Raw genomic sequence first — 24,499 nt, forward strand, 5'->3', positions numbered from 1 at the left:
GCGAACGTTCAGCGGCACAGTGATCCGTGGCTACTATGCTGAAGGCGAATCCAATGGCCGGTTGAATCCGCACCCAATTCCGGTCATGCGGTCAGTGAGCCAAGATCGTCGCCAACCGGGCCCGGAGCGTACCCCGGATTTTCGTATTCCACGTGATTGCCACGCTTGAAACGAACCTGCGCGAAGCCAAACTGAAGGCTGACAATGAACTCCGAAGTGCGCCACGTTAAAAGAACCCGCAACGCACGCCCCGGTCCAACTGATCAGATTGGCTTGATCGCCACCTTTAGCACGCCATCGCGCTGATTGGCAAAGAGATCATACGCCTCAACGATGTCGTCGAGCTTGTAGTGATGCGTCACCAGTTCCCCCAGATCGAGTCGCCCCGATGCGACCACGTTCATCAAGCGGCGCATCCGCTCCTTCCCGCCCGGACACAGTGCGGTGTTGATCTTATGATCGCCCAGCCCCGCCGCGAATGCCGACAGCGGAATCGTCAGGTCCGATGAGTACACCCCCAGGCTCGACAGCGTACCGCCGGGCTTCAGTATCCGCAGGCACGAGGCAAAGGTACCCTGTGTGCCGAGCGCTTCGATCGACGAATCGACGCCACGTCCCCCGGTCAATTTCATGATCTCATCGACCACGTCGCACTTCTTGAAATTGAGCGTGACATCGGCGCCCATCTTTTTGGCGACTGCCAGTCGCGCATCGTTGCCGTCCACCGCGATGATGGTGGTCGCGCCGAGCAGGCGCGCACCCGCTGTGGCGCACAAGCCGATCGGCCCCTGCGCGAACACGGCCACCGTGTCGCCGATCTTTATGTTGGCATTCTCCGCGCCCTTGAAGCCGGTCGACATGATGTCCGGACACATCAACACCTGCTCGTCGGTCAGGCCGTCCGGAATCGGCGCGAGGTTCGCCTGAGCGTCGGGCACGAGCACATACTCCGCCTGGGTGCCATCGATCAGGTTTCCGAAACGCCAGCCCGCCGTTGCCTTGTAGCCGTGACAACCGCATTGACCTTTTGCGATCAGGTAACTGCCGTCCTGCGAGGGATAGCCGTCCATCGCAGCATAAGAATTGAAGTTCGGGCAAATCGCACCGGCAATCACGCGCTGGCCCTCTTCATAACCGACCACGGCGCTCCCCAGTTTTTCGACAATGCCAACGGGTTCGTGACCGACCGTTAGGCCCTTGGCGACCGGATATTCGCCCTTCAGTATGTGGACATCGGTACCGCAAATCGTGGTGGTGGTGATGCGAATCAATGCGTCATTGGCACCGATATCGGGAATCGGCTTGTCGGCAAGTTCGATGCGACCGGGTTCGACGAACACGGCTGCTTTCATCATAGCGGGCATTTCGTTATCTCCAGGATTGATTGTTTGCGTGCATATAGCAGGAGTGGTGACATTGCAAACACCCCTTCGAGACGACACCCTGCCTTGCAGTCGCACGGTCGGTTGTAAAGCTGCGCTTAGGTGTACCTTCGATCATCATACGCGCCTGTACTCTTCAGGCGTTGATAGCGGACGAAGGCTATAAGTCGCAGCGTCTTCACCGTGTCAATAAAAGTCCACGGTTATGTCTAGCCCACAAACGCAGCAGCAGCAATCCAACAGAGAACAGCGCTTGAAGACGTGTTCCAGCGCGGTCTAATCGGGGCATCGCGTCGTTCGCTCAACGAAATTTTTAGCGGGCGAGACCCCTTCGAACTATCGAAACTCCGACGCTTCGTTGAGGAATAGCTCGTGGTTTCATGAACCTCGAACGCCTCCGCGTCGCTGAAAGCGCCCTCACGACCGACAAGAATCGAACGTCGGCACCAGGTTGACGATTTATGCCTTTCGCATAACTATCGCGTTCACCGGACCATTGACCATCGCTGCGATTACTCTGGTGAACTGGTTGCATGCAAACGGTTGCAGACCGTCAGGCGATCATCATCTCTTTGCAGCCACATTCGTCCTCCCCTGGTTGACCGCAGGCATCGTCTCGCTTGTGGCGTTACGGGAACCTTGCGAACCAGGCAATCGGTCAGCAACTGTCAGTGGAACGGGCGCGGATGCCCTGCTCGTTCATGATCCGATCTTCGACACTGCATGAGCTGCAACCCGTAAAAGACAAAACCTGAACCCTGCAAAAGTCCGCTTCGCGTTCATCGTAAGCTTGCCGCTCGCTAGAGATCCAGCTTCGGGCGCTTCGATGGCAGCCGCAACAGAACGGATAACAATGACAATGCGCGAACTGGACAGACTCAAGCTTATTCAGGATGTGATGGACGGCAGGCTCAAACCGTGGCGCGCAGCGCAGCGTCAGGCGCTGACGACACGGCAGATTCGCCGGCTCGTAGCGCGGCTGCGCGAACATGGACCCGCGGCCTCGTGTCACGCAAACGCTCAAGGCCAGGCAACAACCGGCTGGATGCGAGGACGGCCGATCGAGCGCTTTCTATCGTCCGTGAGCGCTACGCGGATTTTGGGCCCACGCTGGCGGGCGAGAAGCTGCGGGAATGCCACGTGAAGGAACTGCGGCTGCGCGGCATCAACACGCTTGCCGAAGCCAATGCCAGGGCACCCTCCTTCATGGCGGCGTATAACGCGCGCTTTACAAAGCCGCCGAAAAGCGATTTCGATGCCCACCGGCGGCTGCGCGCCGGTGAGAATCTGGACCTGCTGATGACCTGGCGCGAGGCGCGGTACTCCGAAATGCTGCCGCGCACCGATGAAATAACTACGGTACGGCCCTTGATCTGTGCGACGCTGTTGATGCCGGAGCGCTGCGGCACGAGGATGCCTGGCATCGCTTGCATATTTTCATGTTTAAAAACACGTAGCGGTTCACGCACCAAAGTCGAGCAGCACCTTGCAGGTGTCCTTCGGACTGTGCTCGGCCAGATCGAAGGCGCGATCGACCTCGCGGAAATCCACCTTGTGCGTGACGATCGACTCGGGCGTCACGAGGCCGCGTTCGAGCCAGTCGATCACCGTCGGGAACATCGCGCAGTTCAGGCGCGACGCGCAAAGCGTCAGCTCCTTCTTCGTCAGTTCTTGCTGCGGGATTGCCGAAGGCGTCGATGAAAAACCCAGCAGGCCGATTCGCCCGGCCGGTGCGGCGAGCCGCACGGCTTCCTCAAGGATCGAAGGATGGCCGACCGCATCGAAGATCAGCGTCGGGCCACCATCGACACCGCGCTTTTGCAGCGCCTCGGGCAATGACTCCCGAAGCGTGTTGATCGTCTCGCCTTCGGCCGCACCGCAGCGGCGCGCCAGTTCGAGCCGTTCGTCGAGCTGGTCGGTAATGAACGCGCGCACACCGTACACGCGCTTGAGCACCTGCAGGATCGTGAGGCCCACGGTGCCCGCACCGTAGATCAGTGCAACGTCGTCCGGCAATACTCCGGTGCGCTCGGTCACGTTTGCGGCTACGGCAAACGGTTCGACGATGGCCGCACCGCTATCGGCGATTCCGTCAGGAATACGAAATGAGTTCTTCGACGGCGCACAGACGTACTGGCTGAAGCCGCCGTCGCGATGCACGCCCAGCACCACGAGATTGCGGCACACGTTCTGCCGCCCGATACGACAGGCATGGCACTGCCCGCAACTGATCACGGGGTCCACGGCGACCAGTTCTCCGACGCGGGCAGCATCCACGCCCGCCCCTACCGACTCGATACGGCCCACGAACTCATGGCCGATAATGCGCGGGTAGGATACAAACGGATTGTGTCCGCGATAGATATGCAGGTCCGAGCCGCAGATGCCCGCATAACGCACGCGCACGCGGACCTCGCCCTCGGCGGGCTGGGGAAGCGGCATCTCTCGCACGGCAAGGCTGTTCGGACGATCGACAACGACGCTCAACATATTCAGGTCCCTTCCTTCCGGTTTCATTCGATATCCTTACCAGTTCCACATCGACCCGTCGCGCAGGCGCGCAACGGGCAGGTAGGCGCGCTCATACGGATACCTGGCCGCCAGCGTTTCGTCGATGTCGACGCCCAGGCCCGGCGCGTCGTCCATCACGAGGAAGCCCTTTTCGAAGCGGTATCGATGCGGAAACACCTCGTCCGTCAGCGCGTTGTGCGGCATCAGTTCCTGGACACCGAAGTTCGGCGCCCACAGCCCGAAGTTCACCGCTGCGGCCATGCACACCGGCGACAGGTCGGTCGCGCCGTGAAAGCCTGTGCGCACCTGATACATCGCCGCGTAGTCGGCGATGCGCCGCATATGCGTGATGCCGCCCGCGTGCACGATGGTGGCCCGGATATAGTCGATCAACTGCTCGCGGATCAGATCCTTGCAGTCCCAGATCGAGTTGAATATCTCGCCCACCGCAAGCGGTGTCGTGGTGTGGCTGCGGATCAGGCGGAAGCTCTCCTGGTTCTCGGCAGGCGTCGCGTCCTCCAGCCAGAACAGGCGGTACGGCTCGAGATCGCGGCCCAGGCGCGCGGCCTCGATCGGCGTGAGGCGGTGATGCGCATCGTGCAGCAGATGCGGCTCGAAGCCCACGGCCTCGCGCACCTTGCGGAAAAGTTCCGGCGTATGACGCAGATAAAGCGCCGTGTCCCACGGCTCCTCGGGCGGCAGCCCCTTCTGCGCAGGCTCGTATTCGCCCTTGACCTTGCCCACGCCATAAACCTTGTCGAGCCCGGGCACGCCGGATTGCACGCGGATAGCCTGATAACCTTCCTCGACGTGCTTGCGCACTTCGTCAATGGCTTCCTCGTGATCGCGGCCGTTCGCATGGCCATAGACCATCAGCCCGTCACGGCTCTTGCCGCCGAGCAACTGATAGACCGGCATACCCGCCAGCTTGCCCTTGATGTCCCACAGCGCCATGTCTATCGCCGCGATCGCGGTCATCGTCACGGGGCCACGCCGCCAGTACGCGCCGCGATACAGGTATTGCCAGATATCCTCGATGTTGCGCGGATCGCGGCCCACGAGGCACGGAAACACGTGCTCCTCCAGATACGCGTGCACCGCAAGCTCGCGCCCGTTGAGCGTGGCGTCGCCCAGGCCGTACACACCCTCGTCCGTGACGATCTTCACCGTCACGAAGTTTCTGCCGGGGCAGGTCACGATAGTCTGCAACCGTTCAATCTTCAATTGTCCTCTCCATTCCCATGCGGCTCTTGAGCCGGCGATTCAAGCGACGATTCAGGCGGTGATTCAAGCGGTGATTCAATCGACGAAATAATCGGGCACACGTCCGCGCACTTCGGGCAGATGCGAACCGACCCGATCGATATGGCTCGCCACCGTCGCACCGAGCTGCGCGATATTGCGCGAGGCCACGTGCGCGAGGATCAGTTCATGCTCGCGCAGCGCGCGTTCCGCATGATCGACCACTCGATCGAGCAGCAGCCAGCGCACCCGGTCGAACTGACGCTTCATCGGCTGCAGCATCTCCCAGACATGCGCGCGGCCCGCGAACTCGAACAGCCTCCGGTGCATCAACTCGTCGAGACTGAAAAAGTGATCGACGTCGCCGGCCGCAACCGCCTCGCGCTGGTGCTCGACGATCTGGCCGAACTCGGTGAGCTGCTGCGGCGTGATGGTCTGGGCCAGCTGGACGTGGTTCGCGCATTCGAGCGTGCTGCGTGCAAAACGCCCTTCTTCCAGCTGCGACACCGAAATCGGCGCGACGATCGTGCCGACCTTGCGGTAGATGTTCACCAGATGCTCGTCGGCAAGCTGGGCGAGCGCTTCGCGCACAGGCGTGCGGCTCACCTCCAGCGCATCCGAGATCGCGGCTTCGGAGAGGCTGGTGTGAGGCGGCAACACGCCGCGCACGATCGTATCGCGCAGGAACTGATGGACCTGCGGGCGGTAGGACTGCTCGGGATTCGCCTTGAACCCGCTTAATGCCGCGAGGACGGCGTCTTCCTGCGATACGGGGGTTGTCGTAGTCATGTTCTGAGACGCTGCCAGTTGTTTGTACCATGGTAGCACCGGGACGGCGCGGTGCGATTGTAGCGTTTACACCGATAAAATCGTTTCTTCGCAGCGCATAAGCTTCGCTCATCTCAAATCGTACCATGGTAGATATTGGATAGATGATGGCGACACTTTTGAGCAACCAGACGCTACCGGCGCTTCCTGCCGGCATGGCGCGCCCGACATACGACCGCCGGGGCGTGCGCCCGGGAATCATTCATCTGGGGCTCGGCGCGTTTCACCGGGCCCATCAGGCACTGTATACAGAGCCGTTACTCGAACGCGGCGACACGCGCTGGGGCATCCTCGGCGTCCATTTGCGCGAGCGCCGCATGGCCGACGTCCTCGCCGCTCAGGACTATCTCTATTCGGTCACCGAGCGCGACGGCGAGATCTCGCGAAGCCGCGTGGTCGGCGCCCTGTGCGGCGCGCTCTATGCGCCCGCGGCGCTGTCCCGCGTGCTCGACGCCATCGCCGATCCCGGCGTGCGGATCGTCAGCCTCACCGTCACCGAGAAGGGTTACAACATCGCGCCCGCGGGCGCCGAACTCGACGTCGCCGACCCCGGCATCCGCCACGACATCGTGACCCCCGATGCGCCGCAGACCACGCTCGGCGTGCTCGCCGCCGGTATCCGCAGACGTCCGGTCGATGCGCCGCTCACCGTCGTCTGCTGCGACAACATACTGGCGAATGGGGACACGCTGCGCCGTCTACTCGTCCAGTACGCCGGGCTGTTCGACCCGTCGCTGGCGCGCCGCCTCGACGAGACGATCGCGTTTCCCAACACCATGGTCGACCGCATCGTGCCGGCCTCGACAGCCGCCACGCTCGACGAGGCGGGCCGCCGCCTTGGCCTGCGCGACGAGGCCGCGATCGTCTGCGAGCCGTTCACGCAATGGGTCATCGAGGACCGCTTCAGCGGCCCGCGGCCCGCGTGGGAGGACACGGGCGCGCTGTTGACGTCCGACGTGCACCCGTACGAAGCGATGAAGCTGCGGCTGCTCAACGGCTCGCATTCGGCCATCGCCTATGTCGGCCAACTGCGCGGCCTCGCCACCGTGTCGGATGCGATGGCCGACGCCGCGACGGCCGCGTTCGTGCGCCGCGTGATGACCGAGGACCTGCGTGCCACCGTGATGGCGCCGCCGGGCTTCGACGTCGAGGCCTATTGCCGGGATCTGCTCGCCCGCTTCGGCAACCCGACGCTCGCGCATCAGACGCGCCAGATCGCCATGGACGGCACGCAGAAGGTGCCGGTGCGCTGGCTGCCGGCGCTGCGCGAAAGCCTCGCGGCCGGTATCGAGCGGCCCTGGCTCGAACGCGCGCTGGCCGCGTGGCTGCATTACCTCGAGACCGCACGCAACGATGCGGGCGAGCCGCTCGTCATCAGCGATCCGGGTGCCGAGGCGCTTGCGTCGCGGCTGCGCGCGGCCAGCACATCGCTCGATGCCGTCGAAGCCGCGCTCGCGCACACGAGCGTATTCGGCGCCGCCACGTGGCCGCAGAGCTTTGTCGAACGCCTGGCGGGCCATCTGACGACCCTGCGCAAACATGGCACCGACGCCTTGATCGCCGATCGGGGCTGAAACCGCGCCGAAGCGGTCGGGTCGGGACCGCGAGCGCAGCCGGCTCCATCGCCGGCGATGAAACCAAACTCAATAACGTGATTTCAGGAGACGCAGCATGAAGCAACGCACCATGAGCTGGATAACGGTGTTCCTGTTATTCCTCGTCTACGGCATCAACTATCTGGACCGCGTGGCGCTCTCGCTCACGGCGCCGCTGATCCAGAAAGACCTCGGTATCGATGCAGCGCAGATGGGGATCGTATTCAGCAGCTTTTTCGTCGGTTACGCGCTTTTTAACTTCGTCGGCGGCCTCGCGAGCGATCGGCTCGGGCCCAAGCTCGTCTACGTTTTCGCGGTCGGCCTCTGGTCGTTGTTCTGCGGGCTCACGGCCGTGACGGTTGGCTTCGCGAGCCTGCTCGTGGTGCGCGTGCTGTTCGGCATGGCCGAAGGGCCGCTCTGCGCCGGGGCGAACAAGATGGTCAACAACTGGATGCCGCACCGCCTGGCCGCGACCGCCATGGGCTTTTTGAGCGCCGGCTCGCCGCTCGGCGGCGCCATCGCCGGACCGGTCATCGGACTGCTCGCGATCAGCTTCGGCTGGCGGCCGGCCTTCTGGATCATCTGCGCGATCGGTCTGGTCTGGGTGGTCGTATGGATCGCCGTCACCGCCGACAACCCCGGCCGCAGCCGCCTCGTCACCTCGCTGGACGCCGCACCGACGGCGAGCCGCCAGTCGGGCACGCCGAACGCCGCCGCCGGTCTCGCCGACTCCGCCAGCGCCAACCTGCCGCTCATCGCCTGGCTGCGCCAGCCGCTCATCATCGCCGCCGCCGTCGCGTTCTTCAGCTACAACTACGTGCTGTTCTTCTTCCTGAGCTGGTTCCCGAGCTACCTCGTCGAAGCCCACCATCTGAACATCAAGCAGATGAGCTTTGCGACGATCGTGCCCTGGCTCGTGGGCACGGTCGGCCTCGCCGCCGGCGGCATGATCTCGGATGCGATCTTCCGCTGGACCGGCAAGCTCATGCTCTCGCGCAAGATCGTGCTCGTGGTCTGCCTTGTCGCGGCCGGGATATGCGTGGCCGTCGCGGGCTCGGTGCATACCGCCGTCAATGCCATCGCGCTGATGTCCGTCGCCCTGTTCCTGCTCTACGTCACGGGCGCGCTGTACTGGGCCATCGTCCAGGACGTCGTGCACCCCGCGAAAGTCGGCAGCGTGAGCGGCTGCATGCATTGCGTCGGCAGCCTTTCCGGCGTGATCGGGCCGGCGGTCACCGGCCTGCTCGTCCAGCGCAGCGGCTCGTTCGCAACCGCATTCGTGCTTGCCGGCGCCGTCGCCCTCATAGGCGCCGTGCTCTCCGGCATCTTCATCCGTGACCCCCGTCCGGCCACCGACGTTCGCAGAAACGCTTTCTCCTGAGTTCCCCCAGGCCATTTTTCATGGCTGTTTTAGCTCATTTATTTAGTCATACTAATAATGTAAAAAAGGATGATCGTCGATGAAAAAGACTATTCTTGTCACGGCCTCGTTTGCCGCGTGCGGTCTCGCTCACGCGCAAAACAGCGTCACGTTATATGGCGTGGTTGACGCCGGGTTCACCTACACGTCGAACTCGAAAGGCAGCAGCCAGATCGCGCTGACGGGCGGCAACGAGTCTGCGTCGCGATGGGGGCTGCGCGGCAGCGAGGATCTGGGCAACGGCCTGAGCGCGATCTTCACGCTCGAAGCCGGCTTCAATCCGGCCAATGGCACGATGGGGCAGAACGGCACCGAGTTCGGGCGGCAAGCATTCGTGGGGCTGTCGAGCCAGACCTATGGCACGGCAACGCTGGGGCGGCAGTATTCGTCGCAGGCCGATTATGTCTATCCGCTCGTCGCCGGTTCGACGTGGGCCGCGTCCGGCGCCGGTTACGGTACCCACCCTGCCGACCTCGACAACCTGAACAACTCGAACCGCATCAACAATGCCGTCAAATATCAGAGCCCGACGTGGAACGGTCTGAGCTTTGGCGCGTTTTACAGCTTCGGCGGCCAGCCAGGCAGCGTCTCGCGCAACCAGATCTGGTCGGTAGGCGGCGGATACGCGAATGGCCCCCTCACGCTTGCTGCGGGCTATCTGTACGTGAACCGGCCGAACTTTTCGTTCTGGGGCGACAAAGCCAACGACAGCACCACCGCGAGCAACATCGCCAATCCGATCATCAGCGGCTATGCGTCGGCTGGCTCCGAGCACATCGTAGCCGCGGGCGCCCAGTATGTGCTGGGCAACGCGACCGTCTCCACCGTTTATTCCAACACGCGGTTCGCGAACCTCGGCTCGGTAACGGTTGCGGGGCTTAGCCCGAACGAAGGCGCCTATACGGGCCATGCCGCGTTCAACAGCGCCGAATTGAACGTCCGCTATCAGGTGACGCCCGCGCTAATGCTCGCTGTTTCGTACGACTACACGAACGGCACGGGTGTGGGTAACGGCAGCGCGATCTATCACACGGTCGATCTCGGCGCCACCTACGCGCTCTCCAAACGCACGGACCTCTATTTGATCGGCGTTTATCAGCACGCGGCAGGGACCGACTCCACCGGCCGCCCGGCCGTGGCGGCGATCATCGGCTCGACGCCTTCGACGGGCTCCGTGCAGACGGTCGTGACCGCCGGCATCCGCCAGCGATTCTGATCGTGGTCGCCCGCTCCCTGACGCATCTGGGCGATCGGCAATCGCACGGGTTGTGCCCAGGGCACGGGCGCCCTGCCTGCGGACCGGGGCGCAGGCGCGCGCACGCACCGGACGCACCGGACGCCACCGCGAAAGCAACGTGTGCGGCCCGGCAACGCCCCTTGCACGCCGGATTAGCGGCTGCCCCGCTTGCTGAGGCCAATGTTCATCAACACCGCAACCACGATGATGAACCCGCGCACGACCTGCTGGAAGAACGGATTCACGCCCATCAGCACGAGCCCGTTGCCGATCAGCGTGATCACGAGCACACCGAGCAGGGTTCCCGTCATCGATCCGCGGCCGCCCGAGAGCGACGTGCCGCCCACCACGACAGCGGCGATCACGTCGAATTCCAGACCGGAGGCCGCGCCCGCGTTGCCCGAGCCGAGCCGCGCGGTCAACAGGATGCCCGAGATGCCGGCAAGAATGCCCGCGACTGCGAAGAGGGCCATGCGGATGCGCTTCACGTCGATGCCGCATAGAGCGGCGGCATGGGCGTTGCCGCCGATCGCAAAAGTCGAGCGCCCATAGGCCGTTTTGCGGCTCACGAACAGGAATACGAAGAACAGCACCAGCATCACGAGCGCCGAGCAAGGCACACCAAGCACGTTGTCGCCGAGCCGGTCGAGAAAATCGCTTTCGTCGAAAGTGATGGGCAGCGCATTGCTCATGAAGAGCGCGAGCCCGCGCAACGCGCTCCACAGCCCCAGCGTGGCAATGAACGAAGGCACGTTAAAAAGCGCGCGCAGCGCGCCTGCAACCGCACCGAGCGCCGCGCCGAGAATCAGCGCGAGGCCGGTCGCCGCCGCGAGCGGCACATGAAAGCGCAGCAGATACGCGAAAATCACGGAAATGAACGCGACCATCGGCCCCACGCTGACATCGATCTCGCCGGCAATGATGATCATCGTCGCACCCCAGGCGGCAATGCCGATGGTGGAGGCATCCCGCAGGATGTTCATCTGGTTTTCAAATGAGAAAAAGCCGTTCGCCATCACGCCGAAAACGATATAGAGCAGCACGATCACGCCGAGCAGGCCGATCTCGTTCAAATGCTGGTTGAAACGAAAATTCGGGCGCGCTTGCGTGGCGCTCACAGCTGACAGGTTCATCGTCAATCTCCTGTTGATGTTTCGAACAGGCAGGCGGACATCAGCGCCTGCGTGGTGATGGCGGGAGCGGCAAGCTCCTCGGCGATGCGTCCGTCCCGGATGACGGCCACGCGGTCGCACACGAGCGGTAGCTCTTCAAGCTCGCTCGATACGAAAATCACGCTGTTACCTTCGGCCGCGAGCGCCCGCATGATCGCGTAGATCTGCTGCTTCGCATCGACATCCACGCCGCGTGTGGGTTCGTCCAGCAAGAGGATCTGTGCCTGCGCGTGAACCCAGCGGCCAATCACCGCCTTTTGCTGATTGCCGCCGGAAAGCGTGCTGATCGGTATTGCGGGCGTGCTGGCCTTGATGCCCATGCGGCGGATCACGGCCGCGGCCGCATCGTGGGCGTGCGCGGCCGATAACATGCGGCCGCGCGAGACCTTGCGCAACGCCGTCAGCACGATGTTCTCGTCAACGCCCAGTTGAGCGAAGATGCCCTGTTCCTTGCGGCTTTCCGGCGTAAAGCCCAGGCCGCGCGCGAGCAGTTGACGGTAGTTCCAGCGCGTGTAGCGCTCGCCGCGGAAAACGAGTTCGCCGCTGCTCACCGGATCGAGTCCCGCGATCGCGCGCACGAGTTCGCTTCGTCCCGAGCCAAGTAGTCCCGCCAGGCCGAGCACTTCACCGCGCTTGAGCGTCAGTTCGACACCGGCGAGTTTTGGCGGCGCGCACAGGCCGCTGACGGACAGCGCGATCTCGTCGAGCACATGCGAGCGCAGCGTTTCCTGCACGATCGCCTGCCCGTGGCCGAGCATCAGTTCGACAATATCGGCGTCGCTCATGTCGGCCAGGCGGTGCGTGGGCGAGGCGCGTCCGTCGCGCATGACTGTTGCGGTCTGCGCGATTTCGCGGATCTCTTTCATCCGGTGGCTCACGTAGATCACAGCGATGCCGTTTGCGCTCATCTTCCTGACTGCGTCGAGCACGCGGCGCGCCTCGCGGTCGGTAAGCGAACTCGTGGGTTCATCGAGAATGACGAGGCGCGGCTGCCCCATCAGCGCGCGCGCGATTTCGACCAGCTGGCGCTCGGCTGCGGTCAGACTGGCTACCGTTTGGCGCGGATCGAGGTTATCAAGGCCGAGATGTGCAAGAGCGGCCCTCGCGCCTGCACGCATGGCCTGATAGTCAAGCGCCAGACTTTTTCGCGGCCATGCGCCGAGGTAAAGGTTCTCCTCGATGCTCATGTCGGGCACGAGGCTCAACTCCTGATAGACGACTCGCACGCCGACGCCGGCGGCGTGTCGCGCACGCGTATCGGGGTTGTCCGGCACGCGGTTGCCGCACAGGAGAACCTCGCCGGCATCGGGGCATTCCGCGCCGGTCAGCAGACGGATCAGCGTTGATTTGCCGGCGCCGTTCTTGCCGAGCAGCGCGCGGACTTCGCCGGCCTGAATCGAAAAATCGACGTGGTCCAGCGCCAGCACGCCGCCATATCGCTTTACGGCGTTGCGAATTTCCGCAACTGCGTCGACAGCCGCCTCGGCAGCGGCGCCGGAATCGGATGATACTGTGTTCACGAAAACGTCTCCGGTCTCGAACGAAACGATGGGTACCGCATCGCGAAATCAGGGCAGGCCGTCGGCGTGCGCCTTGCGCCATGCGTTCGCGGCGGAGGGACTCGTGTAGGCGGTGATCGTGGCCGGCACGATCTTCGACGTGAGCTTCTTGCCCTGCGCCGCGTCCATCGCCTGTGCGAAGGCGAGCTTGCCGACCTCGACGCCGGACACGTCGACAATGCCCTTGAGCACCGTGCCTGACGCCAGTTCGTTCGCAATGTCCGCCGTCATGTCACAACCGAACACGACCACCGAACCGGCGCGCCCGGACTTCTCGACGGCCTTGGTGGCGCCAAGCGTCGCGCCGCCGGATTCGCCGACCAGCACGTTGATGCCGGGTTGCGCCGCCAACATGGCTTGCGCGGTGGAAATTGCCTTGTCGAGAATGGTCCCTTCCTGGTTGGCGACGATCTGTGCATCCGGGATGCGGCGCTTGAGCGCCTCTTCGAAGCCCTTGCGCCGCTGCGTGCAAACCTCAAGGAACTCGCAGTTCAGGATGCCAATGCGCGGATGCGTCACGCCGGCCTTGAGCAGGTAGTCAGCGGCGGACTCGCCGAGCTTCTGGCCGAACGCGTAGGCATCGCCCACGACGTACGCATACACGTATTGATCGACACCGCGCTGGTTGATGCAGGTGTTGTAGCAAACGACGGGAATCCCCGCGCGCGACGCCGCCCGGATCGCGCGCACGGAGCCATCGACCGAAGTGGCGGAAACGACGATGGCCGAGACCTTGCTCGCGATCATCGAGTCGATGAACGAGCTTTCCCTCGAAAGGTCGCCGCCCGAGTTGCTGTCGAGCACTCGTGCGCTCACACCGCTCTGGGCGGCCGCCTGCTGGATGCCGCTGCGCACGCCGGCGTAATAGCCTTGCGAGTCGAGATAAAGCACGCCGACCGAAACGTCCTTTGCTTCGGCATACGAAATACTATTCAGAATGCCGAGCAGCGCGATGCAGGCCGCAGCGCCCGCGCGTCCGATCCGGGTCAGGTTTCGCCAGGTTAATACGCTCACTTTCGTCTCCTTTGAATTGCAGTCCTTATTAATTTTAAAGGAGCGGAATCGACTGGATGCCGCTCGCTTGCGCAACGGATTTCGCTGCGCGGGTGCCGCGAATCAGGAAGGCGTGGATGCCTCGTGACGTAGCTGCTGCGTGCCGCCGGTTGCGCCGAAACGCATGTCGATGTGTTCCCGGAAAAGATCGAGGTGCTCGTTCATGGCTTCCCGGGCCGCCTTCGGATCGCGCTGCTCGATGGCGCGCAGAATCCTGGCGTGTCCTTCCAGCGATCGCGCGGGCGCGCCCACCAGCTCGGTCGTCAGCATGTAGCCGTCGCGCACGACCCGGTGAATCGGCGCGAGCATATTGCGCAACAGATCGTTGGAGGCCGCCTGGGCAATCGCTTCATGGAATTCGAGGTCGAGCGCGGTGTAGCGCGCGTGGTTCCCGATATGCGTTTGCATTTGCTCGACGAGTTCCGTCATGCGCGCAAGACTCGCCTCGGTGCGCCGTTGCGCCGCGAGCGCGGCCAGTTCGGCTTCCGCGAAGTGCTGCACCTCCAGAATCTCGTTGAGCATTTTCTGGCTACGCGGCGAATTCACGTGGGCGAACAGCACGAGCGGATCGAGGTACTGCCAGTTTTCCGGCGGCTGAACCGTCATGCCCGAGCCGTGACGCACCTTGACGAGCCCGCAGTTCGCGAGCAGCTTGACCGCATCGCGAATCGTGACCCGGCTCACGTCGAACTGTTTTTCGAGCATGGGCTCGGTAGGCAGCAAGCTGCCCGGCGCATGTACGCCGTCAACGATCAACTGACCGAGCTTCGCAGCGACACGCTCGCTAAGCGTCGTGCGCGGCATGGCGCTGTCGCGTGCGGGCGGTGCCGCGTTGGTGTCTGTACTCATCTGCACGCTCCGGCTAGATTCGATACCGTAAGACGCATCGTCAACGCCATGTCCGCGCCGGTGGCCAGCGTGACGAGGCCGCGCGGGTCGGGCGATGCATGGCTGTCCGCCGCGTGCGTCATCGGTTCGAAGCAGAAATAGTCGTGATGATAGTGCGGATCGAACCCGGTGTCGCTCACGAACACGAAGTAGTAACCGGCGCCCGGCGCTTCGATTGAGAGCGCGAGATCGCGGCCCGGCCAAACGATGCGCGCCGCGCCGTCCCAGCCGGCGAAGCCATTGTTCACCCAGCGGCGCGGCAAGGGCGCCCCCGCGCGGAAGTCGAGCGCCTCGGGTACGGGCGCTTCGTCTCCGGGCAGATAGTGCTCGCGTTCGGTCCAGTACGATGTGGCAGGCGCCTGCAGGCGCGTGTCCGGCTCAAGCACGAAATAAGGATGCCAACCCAGGCCGAACGGCAACGGTGCACCGAGATTCGTGACCGCGAGCGTCATCGTCATCGTGTCGCCGCTCAGCGCGAAGTGCTGCGTGGCGCGGTACGCGTACGGCGTCGCCGCGTCGGCGGGGTGTTCGTAGACGAGCGTGGCCGATCTGGCATCGCTTTGCGCGAGACTCCAGCGACCGAGCCAGCCGTCGCCGTGCAGGTAATGCTCGTCCCAAAGCTGGTTGGGCTCGAGTGCGTACGGGCGCCCTTCGCAGGCGAAGCGATTGCCGCGCACGCGGTTGCCGAACGGCACGAGCGGAAAACAGGCCGAGCGCAGCGCCGGTATCGTCGCGTCAAGCGGCGCGGGCCGCAGCAGCGGCAGGCGTTCCCCGCCACGACGGGCATCAAGGCGCAGCAGGGTGCCGCCGAGCGTCGATACCGTGGCGTCCAGGTGCTCTGTGTGAAGGTCGATCAGCGCCATGGGTTTTGTGCTCGCAATAGACTCGCTGACGGTCATACGTCGAATGTGATGACGACCTTGCCGCAGCGCCCGCTGGCCATCAGCGCGTAGGCCTCGTCCGCGCGTTCTAGCGGGAAACGGTGCGAGATCATCGTATGCGGCTTCAGTTTCCAGTCCTCGAGATCGTGGCAGCACTTTTCCATGTTCGCGAGGCTGGTGACCCACGAGCCGAAAATACGGCGTTGACGGTGCATCAGATCGGCGCTGACCTCGAACTGGACATGCCCGGTTTCGCCTAGATAGACAACACGGCCCCAGTCGCCCGAGCCTTGCAGCGCCAGCAAGCGGCCCGCGGCGTTGCCCGAGCAGTCGAGCGCCACATCGGCGCCGCCGCGGGTGAGTTCGCGGATTTGCTCCAGCGCGTCGGGACTTGCCGGGATCAGATAGTCGGCCAGCCCCAGCGCCCGCATGGCGTCGAGCCGTGCGGGCTGCGTATCCACGCCGATGATGCGCTTCGCGCCGCGCCCCTTTGCGATCATGGCCGCTGCCATCCCGATCGGCCCCAGGCCCACTACCAGTACCGAATCGCTGCCCGATACGTCCGCGCGGGTGACGCCCTCGTAGGCCGTGCCGATGCCGCAGGAGATGAATGCGCCGTCCTCGTAAGTGAGGCTGTCGGGCAGCGCGATCAGGTCGCGTTCTTCCGCCACCAGAAACTCGGCGTGGCCGCCGTCGCGCTGCCAGCCGTAGGCGGCCTTCTGCCGCCCCGTGCACGAGATCTGATAGCCGCGGCGGCAGTTCGCGCAGAAGCCGCAGCCTGAAATGTGATACACGAGCACGCGATCGTCCGGCCGGAAATGGCGGCATCCGTCGCCGACGGCGACGATCTGCCCGCACGGCTCATGACCATTGACCACGCCCTGATAGAGCGGTTCGGGGTGCGAAGCCGTGCCCCGATGCCCGTGGTAGATGTAATGAACATCGCTGCCGCAAATGCCCGACGCCCGCATCCTGATCAGGACCTGCCCGATGCCTGGCGTCGGTACCGGAACCTGGCGCATTTCAACCGTATCGTTTCCGGGCAGATAAGCGGCCAACATCGTATGCATTCGCGTCGTCTCCTGTCTCGTTTCGATGATGCGGTGGCGAGGCACTACACCTGTGCCGGCGGCCGCAACTGACTTCTCATTGGGAGCCAGTCTAATTCATAAAGTCAGAAAGTCATATGATGTCTTGTTCGTGGTTTACCCGCTCGGGATAGCATTAGCTGGAGGAAATTAGCGGGAGGAAGTGGGACAGGCTGGCAGTGGATGCCGGCTTCGCGAGTGCATGGGAACGCCGACGCGCCCATCACAGCGTCACGGCGGCTTCGAGCCGATTCGTCGTTGAGGCATGAGGCAGCGTATTGGCTGGCGACGCAAGTGCCGCCGCGCCCTATCGCTTACCTGACAAGCCATGCTTCTCATGGCATGGCTATAAGTCTACAAAGTCTTTTTCGGGCGCTAAACGGCGCCCAGAGCACGGCAATGACCGACTGCCGGTAGCGCGGCACGTGGTCTGCGAACCTGGAGACCAGCACATGGGCCGGCTCGGCGCAGGTGCGTTGCGGCCCGATTTTTCGGCGTTTCTGTCGTCAAAGTAGTCCCCACTACTCGATGTGGTGGGGACTACTCCGGCAACTTCTGGTCAGACCGTCGAGACGGTACGGTGGACGCGCTTACGTTGCGTTAGCGGAATTGACGGACACGATTAGCGCTGGAAGGGACGTCATTAGCAGCAACTACGAACTTCAACAGCTGTTTCGCTCAGAAGCGCGTCTGCACTCCGACACGCGCGATCAACTGGTTCGGGCCGCCTGACGTTCCATTGGGATCGAGCACACCGCTGATGAGCGCCTGCGCGCCCGCGTTCGTACGCTGATAAACGGTTTCCGCATAGACGACGGTTCGCTTGGACAGGAAGTGATCGACGATCGCCGTCATCTGGTGAGCATGATTGTTGCCGAGGTAGCCGTTGCCCTTCATGTACATATAGTCGGCGGCAATCGCCCAGTCCGGTGCCAGCAGCCAGTTCGCGCCCACCTCGCCCTGCGCGATCGCACCGCCGTTCGAGGTGTTGCGCACGGTCGTGACCAACAGCGTCGCCATGACCTTGCCGAAGTCGTAGTGCGCCCCCACGCCCCAGTTGCGGATATTGACGTCGGGTTCGCCGTCCTCGACATATTTGACTTCCGTATACGCTGCCCCCATGCCAAACGGCCCGTTGGCGTAATTCGCGCCGGCGCTCACGGTGTTGCCGCGTCCGAATGCGCCGGGAATGCCGCCAAAGCCGTACAGGCCGCCAAAGCTGAAGCCTCCCATCGAGGGCGACTGATATTTGACCGAGTTCTCGACCGTCGCGCCGGCCATACGGTCCCAGTCGAATTGCTGCGCGAACGGCGGATTGCCCGGGATCCCGATCTTCGCGAATGGCCCCGCACGGAAGTCATAGAGACCGCCGACTTCCATCGCCGCATCGTCGTGGCCGAAGAACAGCGAATCGGTCATGAAGTCGTACTGGTTGCCCATCGTCAGCTTGCCGTACTGGTCGCTGGCAAGTCCGACGTAGGCATTGCGGCCAAAGATCCCTTGTCCCGACACGATCGCGCCGGTCGCCATCGAGAACTGGTCGACCAGGTCGAACACGGCACGCAGCCCCCCGCCCAGGTCTTCGCTGCCGCGAATGCCGAGCAGGTTGGGGGTAAAAATGCCGTCGTCGAACTTGAGGTTCGAGTGACCGCCTTCGTTGCTGACCCACGACACGCCCGCGTCGACCATGCCGTACAGCGTCACGCTGTCACCCGCCGGGCCGCCTTCCGCGTGCGCCTGCACGCAAGCCATTGTCGATATCACCGTGCACCACAGTGCGAGGCTTTTCATATTGACGTCTCCTTTACCTTTATCGCCATCCGATTACTACGGATACCTTATTAATTGAAATAACTTCAACGCTTCCCGGCGGTGTGACGGCGTCAGAACGCGCCGTCGCGGCAATGTTTCAGTCCGATTGCAGTGCGCCCACCGCCGAGCGCCGCGCCACCACGCGCGGTGCGGTTTCAATGAGGAACATCGAAACGAAGATGCCGCAGATCAGGCCGCCGAGCGCGAACTGCAGCGTGAACTGAATGCCGTTGTGCTGTGCGATATATCCCGCGATGGCCGGCGCCACGCCGCCGCCGAAAATCTCACCCGCACCGGACGTGATGCCGATGGCCGAGGCGACCAGACCCGCCGGCGCCGCTTCGGTTGCGATTGGCCCGGTGAGGACGCCCAGCATGCCCAGCGCAAAGAACGACACGACGAACAACACGATGAAGAGCGTCCACGGGTTCGCGCCGATACGGGCGAAGACATAGAGCGAAAGTGCGGCGCCCGTGAATGCGAGAACCGAAGTCAGACGCCGCCCCGCATAGTCGGAAAGACTGGCAAGGCCGAACTCGCCGAGAAAGCCGCCGAAGCCGATCGCCGACACGACAAAGCCCATTTGCGAAGTGTCGAGGTGAAGGTAGTCGACCAGATAATTCGGCACCATCGCGCCGATCACGAAGATGCCGGCCATGGCGCAGAATGTCGCCAGCATGGCCAGCAGGACATTACGGCTGCCGAAAAGCTCGCTCCAGCGCGGGCTGGCCGAAGCCTGCGCACCGGCCGCCGGCGCGGCTCGCGGTGCGTCGCGCAGCAAGGTGGCAATCAGCAGCGCCACGATCAGACCGGGAACCGCCGAAACCGCGAATACCCAGTGCCACGAGGGCACGACGCGCAGCAGTTGCGTCGCGATGATGGGCGCAAGGCCGAGGCCCATCAGCGCAAACATGCTGAGCTGCAAACCCTGATTGCGGCCACGGCGCGACGGGTGCGAAGCCTCGCCCACCGCGGCAACGCTCGTCGGCGTGAATGCGCCCTCCGCAATGCCCATCAGCGCCCGGATCAGCAGCAGGCTCGCGAAACCGGTGGCGAAACCCGAGAAGCTGGAGAGCAGCGAGAACATCACCATTGCCGCAATCATGATCTTGCGCCGGCCAATGCGGTCGGACAGACGCCCCATCACGATCGAGAACACGCCCCAGGCGATGCTGAGAATGCCGATCAGCGAGCCAAGCTGCTGATAGCCAAGGCCCAGGTCCTTCATCATGTGGGGAAAAAGCGGCGCGATCATCCACCGGTCGAGTCCGACCAGACCAAAGCCGATGGCGAGCAGGACCAGCGTCCTGCGTTCGTTTTTCAGATCGTGCGTGGGGGTAGGCCTCGACACGGTAGTCTCCTTGATTGTTATGTGTTCGCATTGCGAACGCTGTTTCGTTTATCGAACTTCGAGTGAGATCGTAAAAACGCCCATCATTGATGTCAATCAAAAAAACACCCAGGTTGTACACAATTTATCTTTACTTACGCCTTACTTTTCCACGTTTACCCGTAAATCATCGAGCTATCGGTTGAAAATCCGAAGCTCATGTATACAATCAGTACACAACAAAGCCTGATGCGCAGGGATGCTCCCCGCACTCGCCCCACTTACGTTTTCTACGGTTCCCTTAGGCATGAACGGCATCGACGACACCCCCGCCAGCACACGCGCCGGCTCCGCCGCCTCGCAGACCGTCAAGGCACAACTCGGACTGCGCGAACTCATACTCGGCGGCGACATCTCTCCCGGCGAACGCATTTCCGAACTCGGCGTGGTCGAACGCCTCGGCGTCTCGCGCACACCGGTACGCGCGGCGCTCATTCGCCTGCAGGAAGAAGGACTGCTGGAACCCATCCCGAGCGGTGGCTATGCCGTGCGCTCGTTTTCGGAAAGCGAAATACGCGACTCGATCGAACTGCGCGGCACGCTCGAAGGATTGGCTGCGCGCCTCGCGGCCGAGCGCGGCATCACCCATTCGATGTTCCGTGACCTGCACGACTGCATCGACGAGATCGATGAACTGCTCGTGGGCGAGTTGACCGAGGAAACGTTCTCGCGCTATGTCGAGGCGAATGGGCGCTTTCATCGCCTGATGGCCATCGCTTCGGATAGCGAAATAGTTGCGCGTCAGATCGAAAAAGTCGCCACGCTGCCGTTCGCCTCGGCCAGCGCATTCGTGGTCGTGCAATCGCTCGACCCGCGCGCGCGCGAAACGCTGATCGTCGCGCAGGCCCAGCACCGCGCCGTGCTCGAAGCCATCGAAAGCCGCGAAGGCGCGCGTGCGGAAGCGCTGATGCGCGAGCATTCGCACATCGCGCACCAGAACCTGCGCCGTGTGCTCGACAACCAGCGCGCCATGACGAAGCTGCTTGGCGCCAACCTGATCCGCCGCAATCCGCGCTGAAGGCGCGAACCCCGGCTTGAAACCACCGGCGGCACGCTTGCCGCCCCCCACTGATACTGAAACCAAAGGCGTGGCTACACGCCATGGAGGAGACGCATGTTCCTGAAAAACGCATGGTATGTCGCGTGCACCCCCGATGAAATCGAGGGCAAGCCGCTCGGGCGGCAGATTTGTGGCGAGCGCATGGTGTTCTGGCGCACGGCCGAAGGCAACGTCGCCGCGCTCGAAGACTTCTGCCCGCACCGTGGCGCGCCGCTCTCGCTCGGCAGCGTGCGCGAAGGCCATCTGGTGTGCGGCTATCACGGCCTCACGGTGGGCGCGAACGGCAAATGCGTGAGCATGCCGTGCCAGCGCGTGGGCGGTATTCCGTCCGTGCGCAGCTACCCTGCCGTGGAGCGCTACGGCTTCATCTGGGTGTGGCCTGGCGATGCCGCGCAGGCGGATCCCTCGAAAATCCACCACCTCGAATGGGCCGAAAATCCCGCGTGGGCTTACGGCGGCGGCCTTTATCACATTCAGTGCGACTACCGCCTGATGGTCGATAACCTCATGGATCTCACGCACGAAACCTACGTGCACGCATCGAGCATCGGCCAACCTGAAATCGAGGAAGCCCCGCCCAAGACCACGGTCAACGGCGATGTGGTCACGACCAGCCGCTTCATGCACAACATCATGCCGCCGCCGTTCTGGGCGGCGGCGCTGCGCGGCAACGGCCTCGCCGACGATGTGCCTTGCGACCGCTGGCAGATCTGCCACTTCTCGCCGCCCAGCCACGTGATGATCGAAGTGGGCGTCGCGCACGCGGGTAAAGGCGGCTACGACGCCGCCCCTGGCGACAAGGCCGCGAGCATCGTGGTGGACTTCATCACGCCCGAAACCGAAACGTCGATCTGGTACTTCTGGGGCATGGCGCGCAGCTTCGCCGTGCACGACGAAGCGCTCACCGAAACGATCCGCACGGGCCAGGGCAAGATATTCTCCGAGGATCTCGACATGCTCGAATCGCAGCAGCGCAACCTGCTCACATGGCCCGAGCGGCCCATTCTGAAACTCAACATCGATGCGGGCGGCGTGCAGTCGCGCCGCGTGCTCGACCGGCTGATCGCCGAAGAGCACCGCGCCACGACCGAGGCCGTCTGATAGCCGGGCCGCGCGCGAGTGCGCGGCCTTCTTCCTTCTCCTGACCGCACGCATCATGAAAGTCACCCTCACCCGTAAGCTTGCCGTTGCCACCGACATCTGCGTATTCGAACTCGCCAACGGCGACGGCTCGCCGTTGCCCGCGTTCGCGGCGGGCGCGCATATCGACGTCCACGTCGGCGGCTTCGTGCGCCAGTATTCGCTTTGCAACCGGCCGTCCGACGGCGCTGCTTACCGCATCGGCGTATTGCGCGATCCGGCGTCGCGCGGCGGCTCGACCGCAATGCACGCGCTTTCCGCCGGCACGAGCCTGGAAATCAGTACACCGAAAAATCATTTTCCGCTTGACGAAGATGCGCAGCACACCATCCTGCTCGCCGGCGGCATCGGCATCACACCGCTCATGGCGATGGCCGAACAGTTAAACGAAGCCGGCCGCCCGTTCGAGCTGCACTACTGCGCGCGGGAACCCGAGCGCGCCGCCTTCCGCGAGCGCCTTGCCGAGCCGGGCTTTGCGGAGCGCACGCATTTCTACTTCGACAGCGAAGGTCCCGCGGCGCGCATCGACCTGGAGCGCGTGCTCGCGCAGCCGCGCGACGGCGCCCACGTCTACGTATGCGGCCCGGCGGGCTTCATCGACGCGGTCCTCGCCGCCGCGGCGCGTACCGGCTGGCCCGCGCAGAACGTGCATCGCGAGTACTTCAGCGCTGCGCAGCCGCCAGCGAACGCGGATGCGAATACGGCTGCGAATACGGCTGCAAACGGCGCCTTCCAGGTCACGCTCGCCAGTTGCCAGCGCGTGATCGACGTCCCCGCAGGCACGACGATCGTCGAGGCGCTCCGTGCGGGCGGCATCGAGGTGCCCGTATCGTGCGAGCAAGGCGTGTGCGGCACCTGCCTGACGCGTGTGCTGGCCGGCGAACCCGACCATCGCGACCTCTACCTGACCGACGAGGAACGCGCCGCCAACGACCAGTTGCTGCCGTGCTGCTCGCGCGCGCGCACGCCGATGCTCGTGCTCGACCTCTGATACGACGCGTCAGGACGCCTGCTCGCGGCGCACCGCCAGCAGCGCCGCGAGCGCCGCCACCAGCGTCACCGGCACGCTCGCGCCAATGACGGTCGTCGCACTAGCGCCGCCTGCCAGCAACTGCCCGGCGGCCAGCGGACCGACGATCGAGCCGACGCGGCCCGCCGCGACCGCCGCGCCCACGCCGGTACCGCGCATGACGGTGGCGTAGCTCGCGGCCGAAAGCGCATAGAGCATGGACTGAGCGCCCACCACGCCCATGCCCGCCAGCAGCACCGAAACGGAGATCCAGAACAGGTTCCCCGCGCCGGCCAGCATGAAGAGCGAAACCGCAATGCCCGCATAGACCGCCGCGACGACGCGCACAGGGCGCAGGCGATCCATCAGCATGCCGATGGCGAGCACGCCGATCACGCTGCCCACGTTGAAGAAGATTTGCGTAATGCCGGCCTGGCTGCGCGTGAGGCCACGGCTCACGATCAGCGAAGGCAGCCAGTTGAGCAGGAAATACAGCACGATCAGCGTGCAGAAGAAGCTGATCCAGATTTGCGCCGTCACGGCCGCGCGCCCGTCGCCGAACAGCACGCGCAAGGTGGGCGGCGGTCCGCCCTGGGTGGACTGCGCCCGGCTGGCCGCTGCCTCGTACGCGGCGGATTCCGGCAGGCAGGCAAGGATCAGCGGCGCGACGACGAGCGGCCCCACGCCGCCCGCATAAAAGATATGACGCCATTCGGTATCGCCCGCGTTGAGCACGCCGATCAGCGCCGCCAGCGCACCACCCAGCGGCATGCCGCAATACATGATGCTGACCGCCGTATTGCGCAGCCTGGGCGCCACAGCCTCGGCGGAAAGCGCGATCACGTTGGGCATGGCGCCGCCGAGGCCGAGCCCCGTCAGGAACCGCGCCACCAGCAACGTGGAGAAACTCCACACATGCGCGGTCAGCAGCGAAAACACGCCGAACGCCACCATGGAAAGCAGCAGCACGCGCTTGCGGCCCATGCGGTCGGCGAGACGGCCGCCGAGCATCGCGCCGGGCAACAGCCCGAGCATGCCCGCGCTGAACGCAAGCCCCATCTGGCTCACCGAAAGGCCAAACTCGCGCGCCATGCGCGGCGCGGCCACCCCCGTCGATTGCAGATCGATCCCCTCCAGCACCGCCACGATCAGGCATAACCCCAATACCCATGCGGTGCCCGCCGCCGTGCGCGTGCTCACTTGCGTAGTCGATGACGACACGTTGTCTCCTG

Annotated in this window: 19 protein-coding genes and 1 pseudogene; 7 read left to right on the top strand and 13 right to left on the bottom strand. The window is 63.9% G+C overall.

What is annotated here, in order from left to right; translation table 11 throughout:
• Nucleotides 1-263: 263 nt before the first annotated feature.
• Entirely contained in the window at nucleotides 264-1,364 is a 1,101-nt protein-coding gene (locus tag B0G62_RS16445) for an NAD(P)-dependent alcohol dehydrogenase (protein WP_103705280.1), read from the bottom strand.
• A gap of 871 nt (nucleotides 1,365-2,235) precedes the next feature.
• Between B0G62_RS16445 and B0G62_RS32210 the strand changes: the two are divergent.
• Nucleotides 2,236-2,702, top strand: a pseudogene (locus B0G62_RS32210) (helix-turn-helix domain-containing protein); the annotation flags it as partial.
• 141 nt (nucleotides 2,703-2,843) lie between these two features.
• On the opposite strand, the gene B0G62_RS16455 reads toward B0G62_RS32210, so the two are convergent.
• From B0G62_RS16455 to B0G62_RS16465, 3 genes are all read right to left on the bottom strand, one after another.
• Nucleotides 2,844-3,872, bottom strand: a complete 1,029-nt coding sequence (locus B0G62_RS16455) for a Zn-dependent oxidoreductase (protein WP_103705281.1) — start codon at nucleotides 3,870-3,872, stop codon at nucleotides 2,844-2,846.
• Between the two features lie 36 nt (nucleotides 3,873-3,908).
• Nucleotides 3,909-5,117, bottom strand: coding sequence for a D-mannonate dehydratase ManD (gene manD, locus B0G62_RS16460; protein WP_103705282.1), 1,209 nt, complete (start codon nucleotides 5,115-5,117; stop codon nucleotides 3,909-3,911).
• A gap of 75 nt (nucleotides 5,118-5,192) precedes the next feature.
• Nucleotides 5,193-5,924, bottom strand: coding sequence for a GntR family transcriptional regulator (locus B0G62_RS16465; protein ID WP_103705283.1), 732 nt, complete (start codon nucleotides 5,922-5,924; stop codon nucleotides 5,193-5,195).
• 146 nt (nucleotides 5,925-6,070) lie between these two features.
• Between B0G62_RS16465 and B0G62_RS16470 the strand changes: the two genes are divergently transcribed.
• The 3 genes from B0G62_RS16470 to B0G62_RS16480 all read left to right on the top strand — a co-directional run bounded on the left by B0G62_RS16470 (nucleotide 6,071) and on the right by B0G62_RS16480 (nucleotide 10,194).
• Nucleotides 6,071-7,537: a mannitol dehydrogenase family protein gene (locus B0G62_RS16470; RefSeq protein ID WP_103705284.1), complete on the top strand. Its 1,467-nt coding sequence runs from the start codon at nucleotides 6,071-6,073 to the stop codon at nucleotides 7,535-7,537.
• Nucleotides 7,538-7,634: 97 nt separating this feature from the next.
• The gene (locus B0G62_RS16475) at nucleotides 7,635-8,939 is read left to right on the top strand and encodes an MFS transporter (RefSeq protein ID WP_103705285.1); all 1,305 of its coding nucleotides are present in this window, start codon (nucleotides 7,635-7,637) and stop codon (nucleotides 8,937-8,939) included.
• A gap of 79 nt (nucleotides 8,940-9,018) precedes the next feature.
• Nucleotides 9,019-10,194, top strand: coding sequence for a porin (locus B0G62_RS16480; protein WP_103705286.1), 1,176 nt, complete (start codon nucleotides 9,019-9,021; stop codon nucleotides 10,192-10,194).
• Nucleotides 10,195-10,367: 173 nt separating this feature from the next.
• Here B0G62_RS16480 and B0G62_RS16485 read toward each other — a convergent pair whose 3' ends face one another.
• The 8 genes from B0G62_RS16485 to B0G62_RS16520 all read right to left on the bottom strand — a co-directional run bounded on the left by B0G62_RS16485 (nucleotide 10,368) and on the right by B0G62_RS16520 (nucleotide 20,019).
• On the bottom strand, nucleotides 10,368-11,348 hold the full coding sequence (locus tag B0G62_RS16485; RefSeq protein ID WP_103705287.1) for an ABC transporter permease: 981 nt from the start codon (nucleotides 11,346-11,348) through the stop codon (nucleotides 10,368-10,370).
• A 2-nt stretch (nucleotides 11,349-11,350) separates the two neighbouring features.
• Nucleotides 11,351-12,907 (bottom strand): sugar ABC transporter ATP-binding protein, encoded by a 1,557-nt coding sequence (locus B0G62_RS16490; protein ID WP_103705288.1) that lies wholly within the window; start codon nucleotides 12,905-12,907, stop codon nucleotides 11,351-11,353.
• 48 nt (nucleotides 12,908-12,955) lie between these two features.
• Nucleotides 12,956-13,960: a substrate-binding domain-containing protein gene (locus B0G62_RS16495; protein WP_167401289.1), complete on the bottom strand. Its 1,005-nt coding sequence runs from the start codon at nucleotides 13,958-13,960 to the stop codon at nucleotides 12,956-12,958.
• A gap of 102 nt (nucleotides 13,961-14,062) precedes the next feature.
• Nucleotides 14,063-14,848, bottom strand: a complete 786-nt coding sequence (locus B0G62_RS16500) for a FadR/GntR family transcriptional regulator (protein WP_103705290.1) — start codon at nucleotides 14,846-14,848, stop codon at nucleotides 14,063-14,065.
• Nucleotides 14,845-15,750, bottom strand: coding sequence for an aldose 1-epimerase (locus B0G62_RS16505; protein ID WP_103705291.1), 906 nt, complete (start codon nucleotides 15,748-15,750; stop codon nucleotides 14,845-14,847). Before B0G62_RS16505 ends, B0G62_RS16500 begins: the two co-directional genes overlap by 4 nt.
• 32 nt (nucleotides 15,751-15,782) lie before the next feature.
• Nucleotides 15,783-16,838: a zinc-dependent alcohol dehydrogenase family protein gene (locus B0G62_RS16510; RefSeq protein ID WP_103705292.1), complete on the bottom strand. Its 1,056-nt coding sequence runs from the start codon at nucleotides 16,836-16,838 to the stop codon at nucleotides 15,783-15,785.
• A 696-nt stretch (nucleotides 16,839-17,534) separates the two neighbouring features.
• A complete protein-coding gene (locus tag B0G62_RS16515; RefSeq protein WP_227473076.1) occupies nucleotides 17,535-18,647 on the bottom strand; it encodes a porin in 1,113 nt (370 codons plus the stop codon).
• Nucleotides 18,648-18,765: 118 nt separating this feature from the next.
• Entirely contained in the window at nucleotides 18,766-20,019 is a 1,254-nt protein-coding gene (locus tag B0G62_RS16520) for an MFS transporter (protein ID WP_244193275.1), read from the bottom strand.
• A 286-nt stretch (nucleotides 20,020-20,305) separates the two neighbouring features.
• On the opposite strand from B0G62_RS16520, the gene B0G62_RS16525 reads away from it, so the two are divergent.
• The 3 genes from B0G62_RS16525 (at nucleotide 20,306) to B0G62_RS16535 (ending at nucleotide 23,249) form a co-directional block, all read left to right on the top strand.
• Nucleotides 20,306-21,076, top strand: coding sequence for a GntR family transcriptional regulator (locus tag B0G62_RS16525; RefSeq protein ID WP_103705293.1), 771 nt, complete (start codon nucleotides 20,306-20,308; stop codon nucleotides 21,074-21,076).
• A gap of 96 nt (nucleotides 21,077-21,172) precedes the next feature.
• A complete protein-coding gene (locus B0G62_RS16530) occupies nucleotides 21,173-22,219 on the top strand; it encodes an aromatic ring-hydroxylating dioxygenase subunit alpha (protein ID WP_103705294.1) in 1,047 nt (348 codons plus the stop codon).
• 55 nt (nucleotides 22,220-22,274) lie between these two features.
• Nucleotides 22,275-23,249, top strand: a complete 975-nt coding sequence (locus tag B0G62_RS16535) for a PDR/VanB family oxidoreductase (protein WP_103705295.1) — start codon at nucleotides 22,275-22,277, stop codon at nucleotides 23,247-23,249.
• A gap of 9 nt (nucleotides 23,250-23,258) precedes the next feature.
• Here B0G62_RS16535 and mhpT read toward each other — a convergent pair whose 3' ends face one another.
• The gene (gene mhpT / locus B0G62_RS16540; RefSeq protein ID WP_244193276.1) at nucleotides 23,259-24,488 is read right to left on the bottom strand and encodes a 3-(3-hydroxy-phenyl)propionate transporter MhpT; all 1,230 of its coding nucleotides are present in this window, start codon (nucleotides 24,486-24,488) and stop codon (nucleotides 23,259-23,261) included.
• Nucleotides 24,489-24,499: the final 11 nt, after the last annotated feature.

The sequence above is a fragment of the Paraburkholderia eburnea genome (assembly GCF_002917095.1).
Classification (GTDB): Bacteria; Pseudomonadota; Gammaproteobacteria; order Burkholderiales; family Burkholderiaceae; genus Paraburkholderia; species Paraburkholderia eburnea.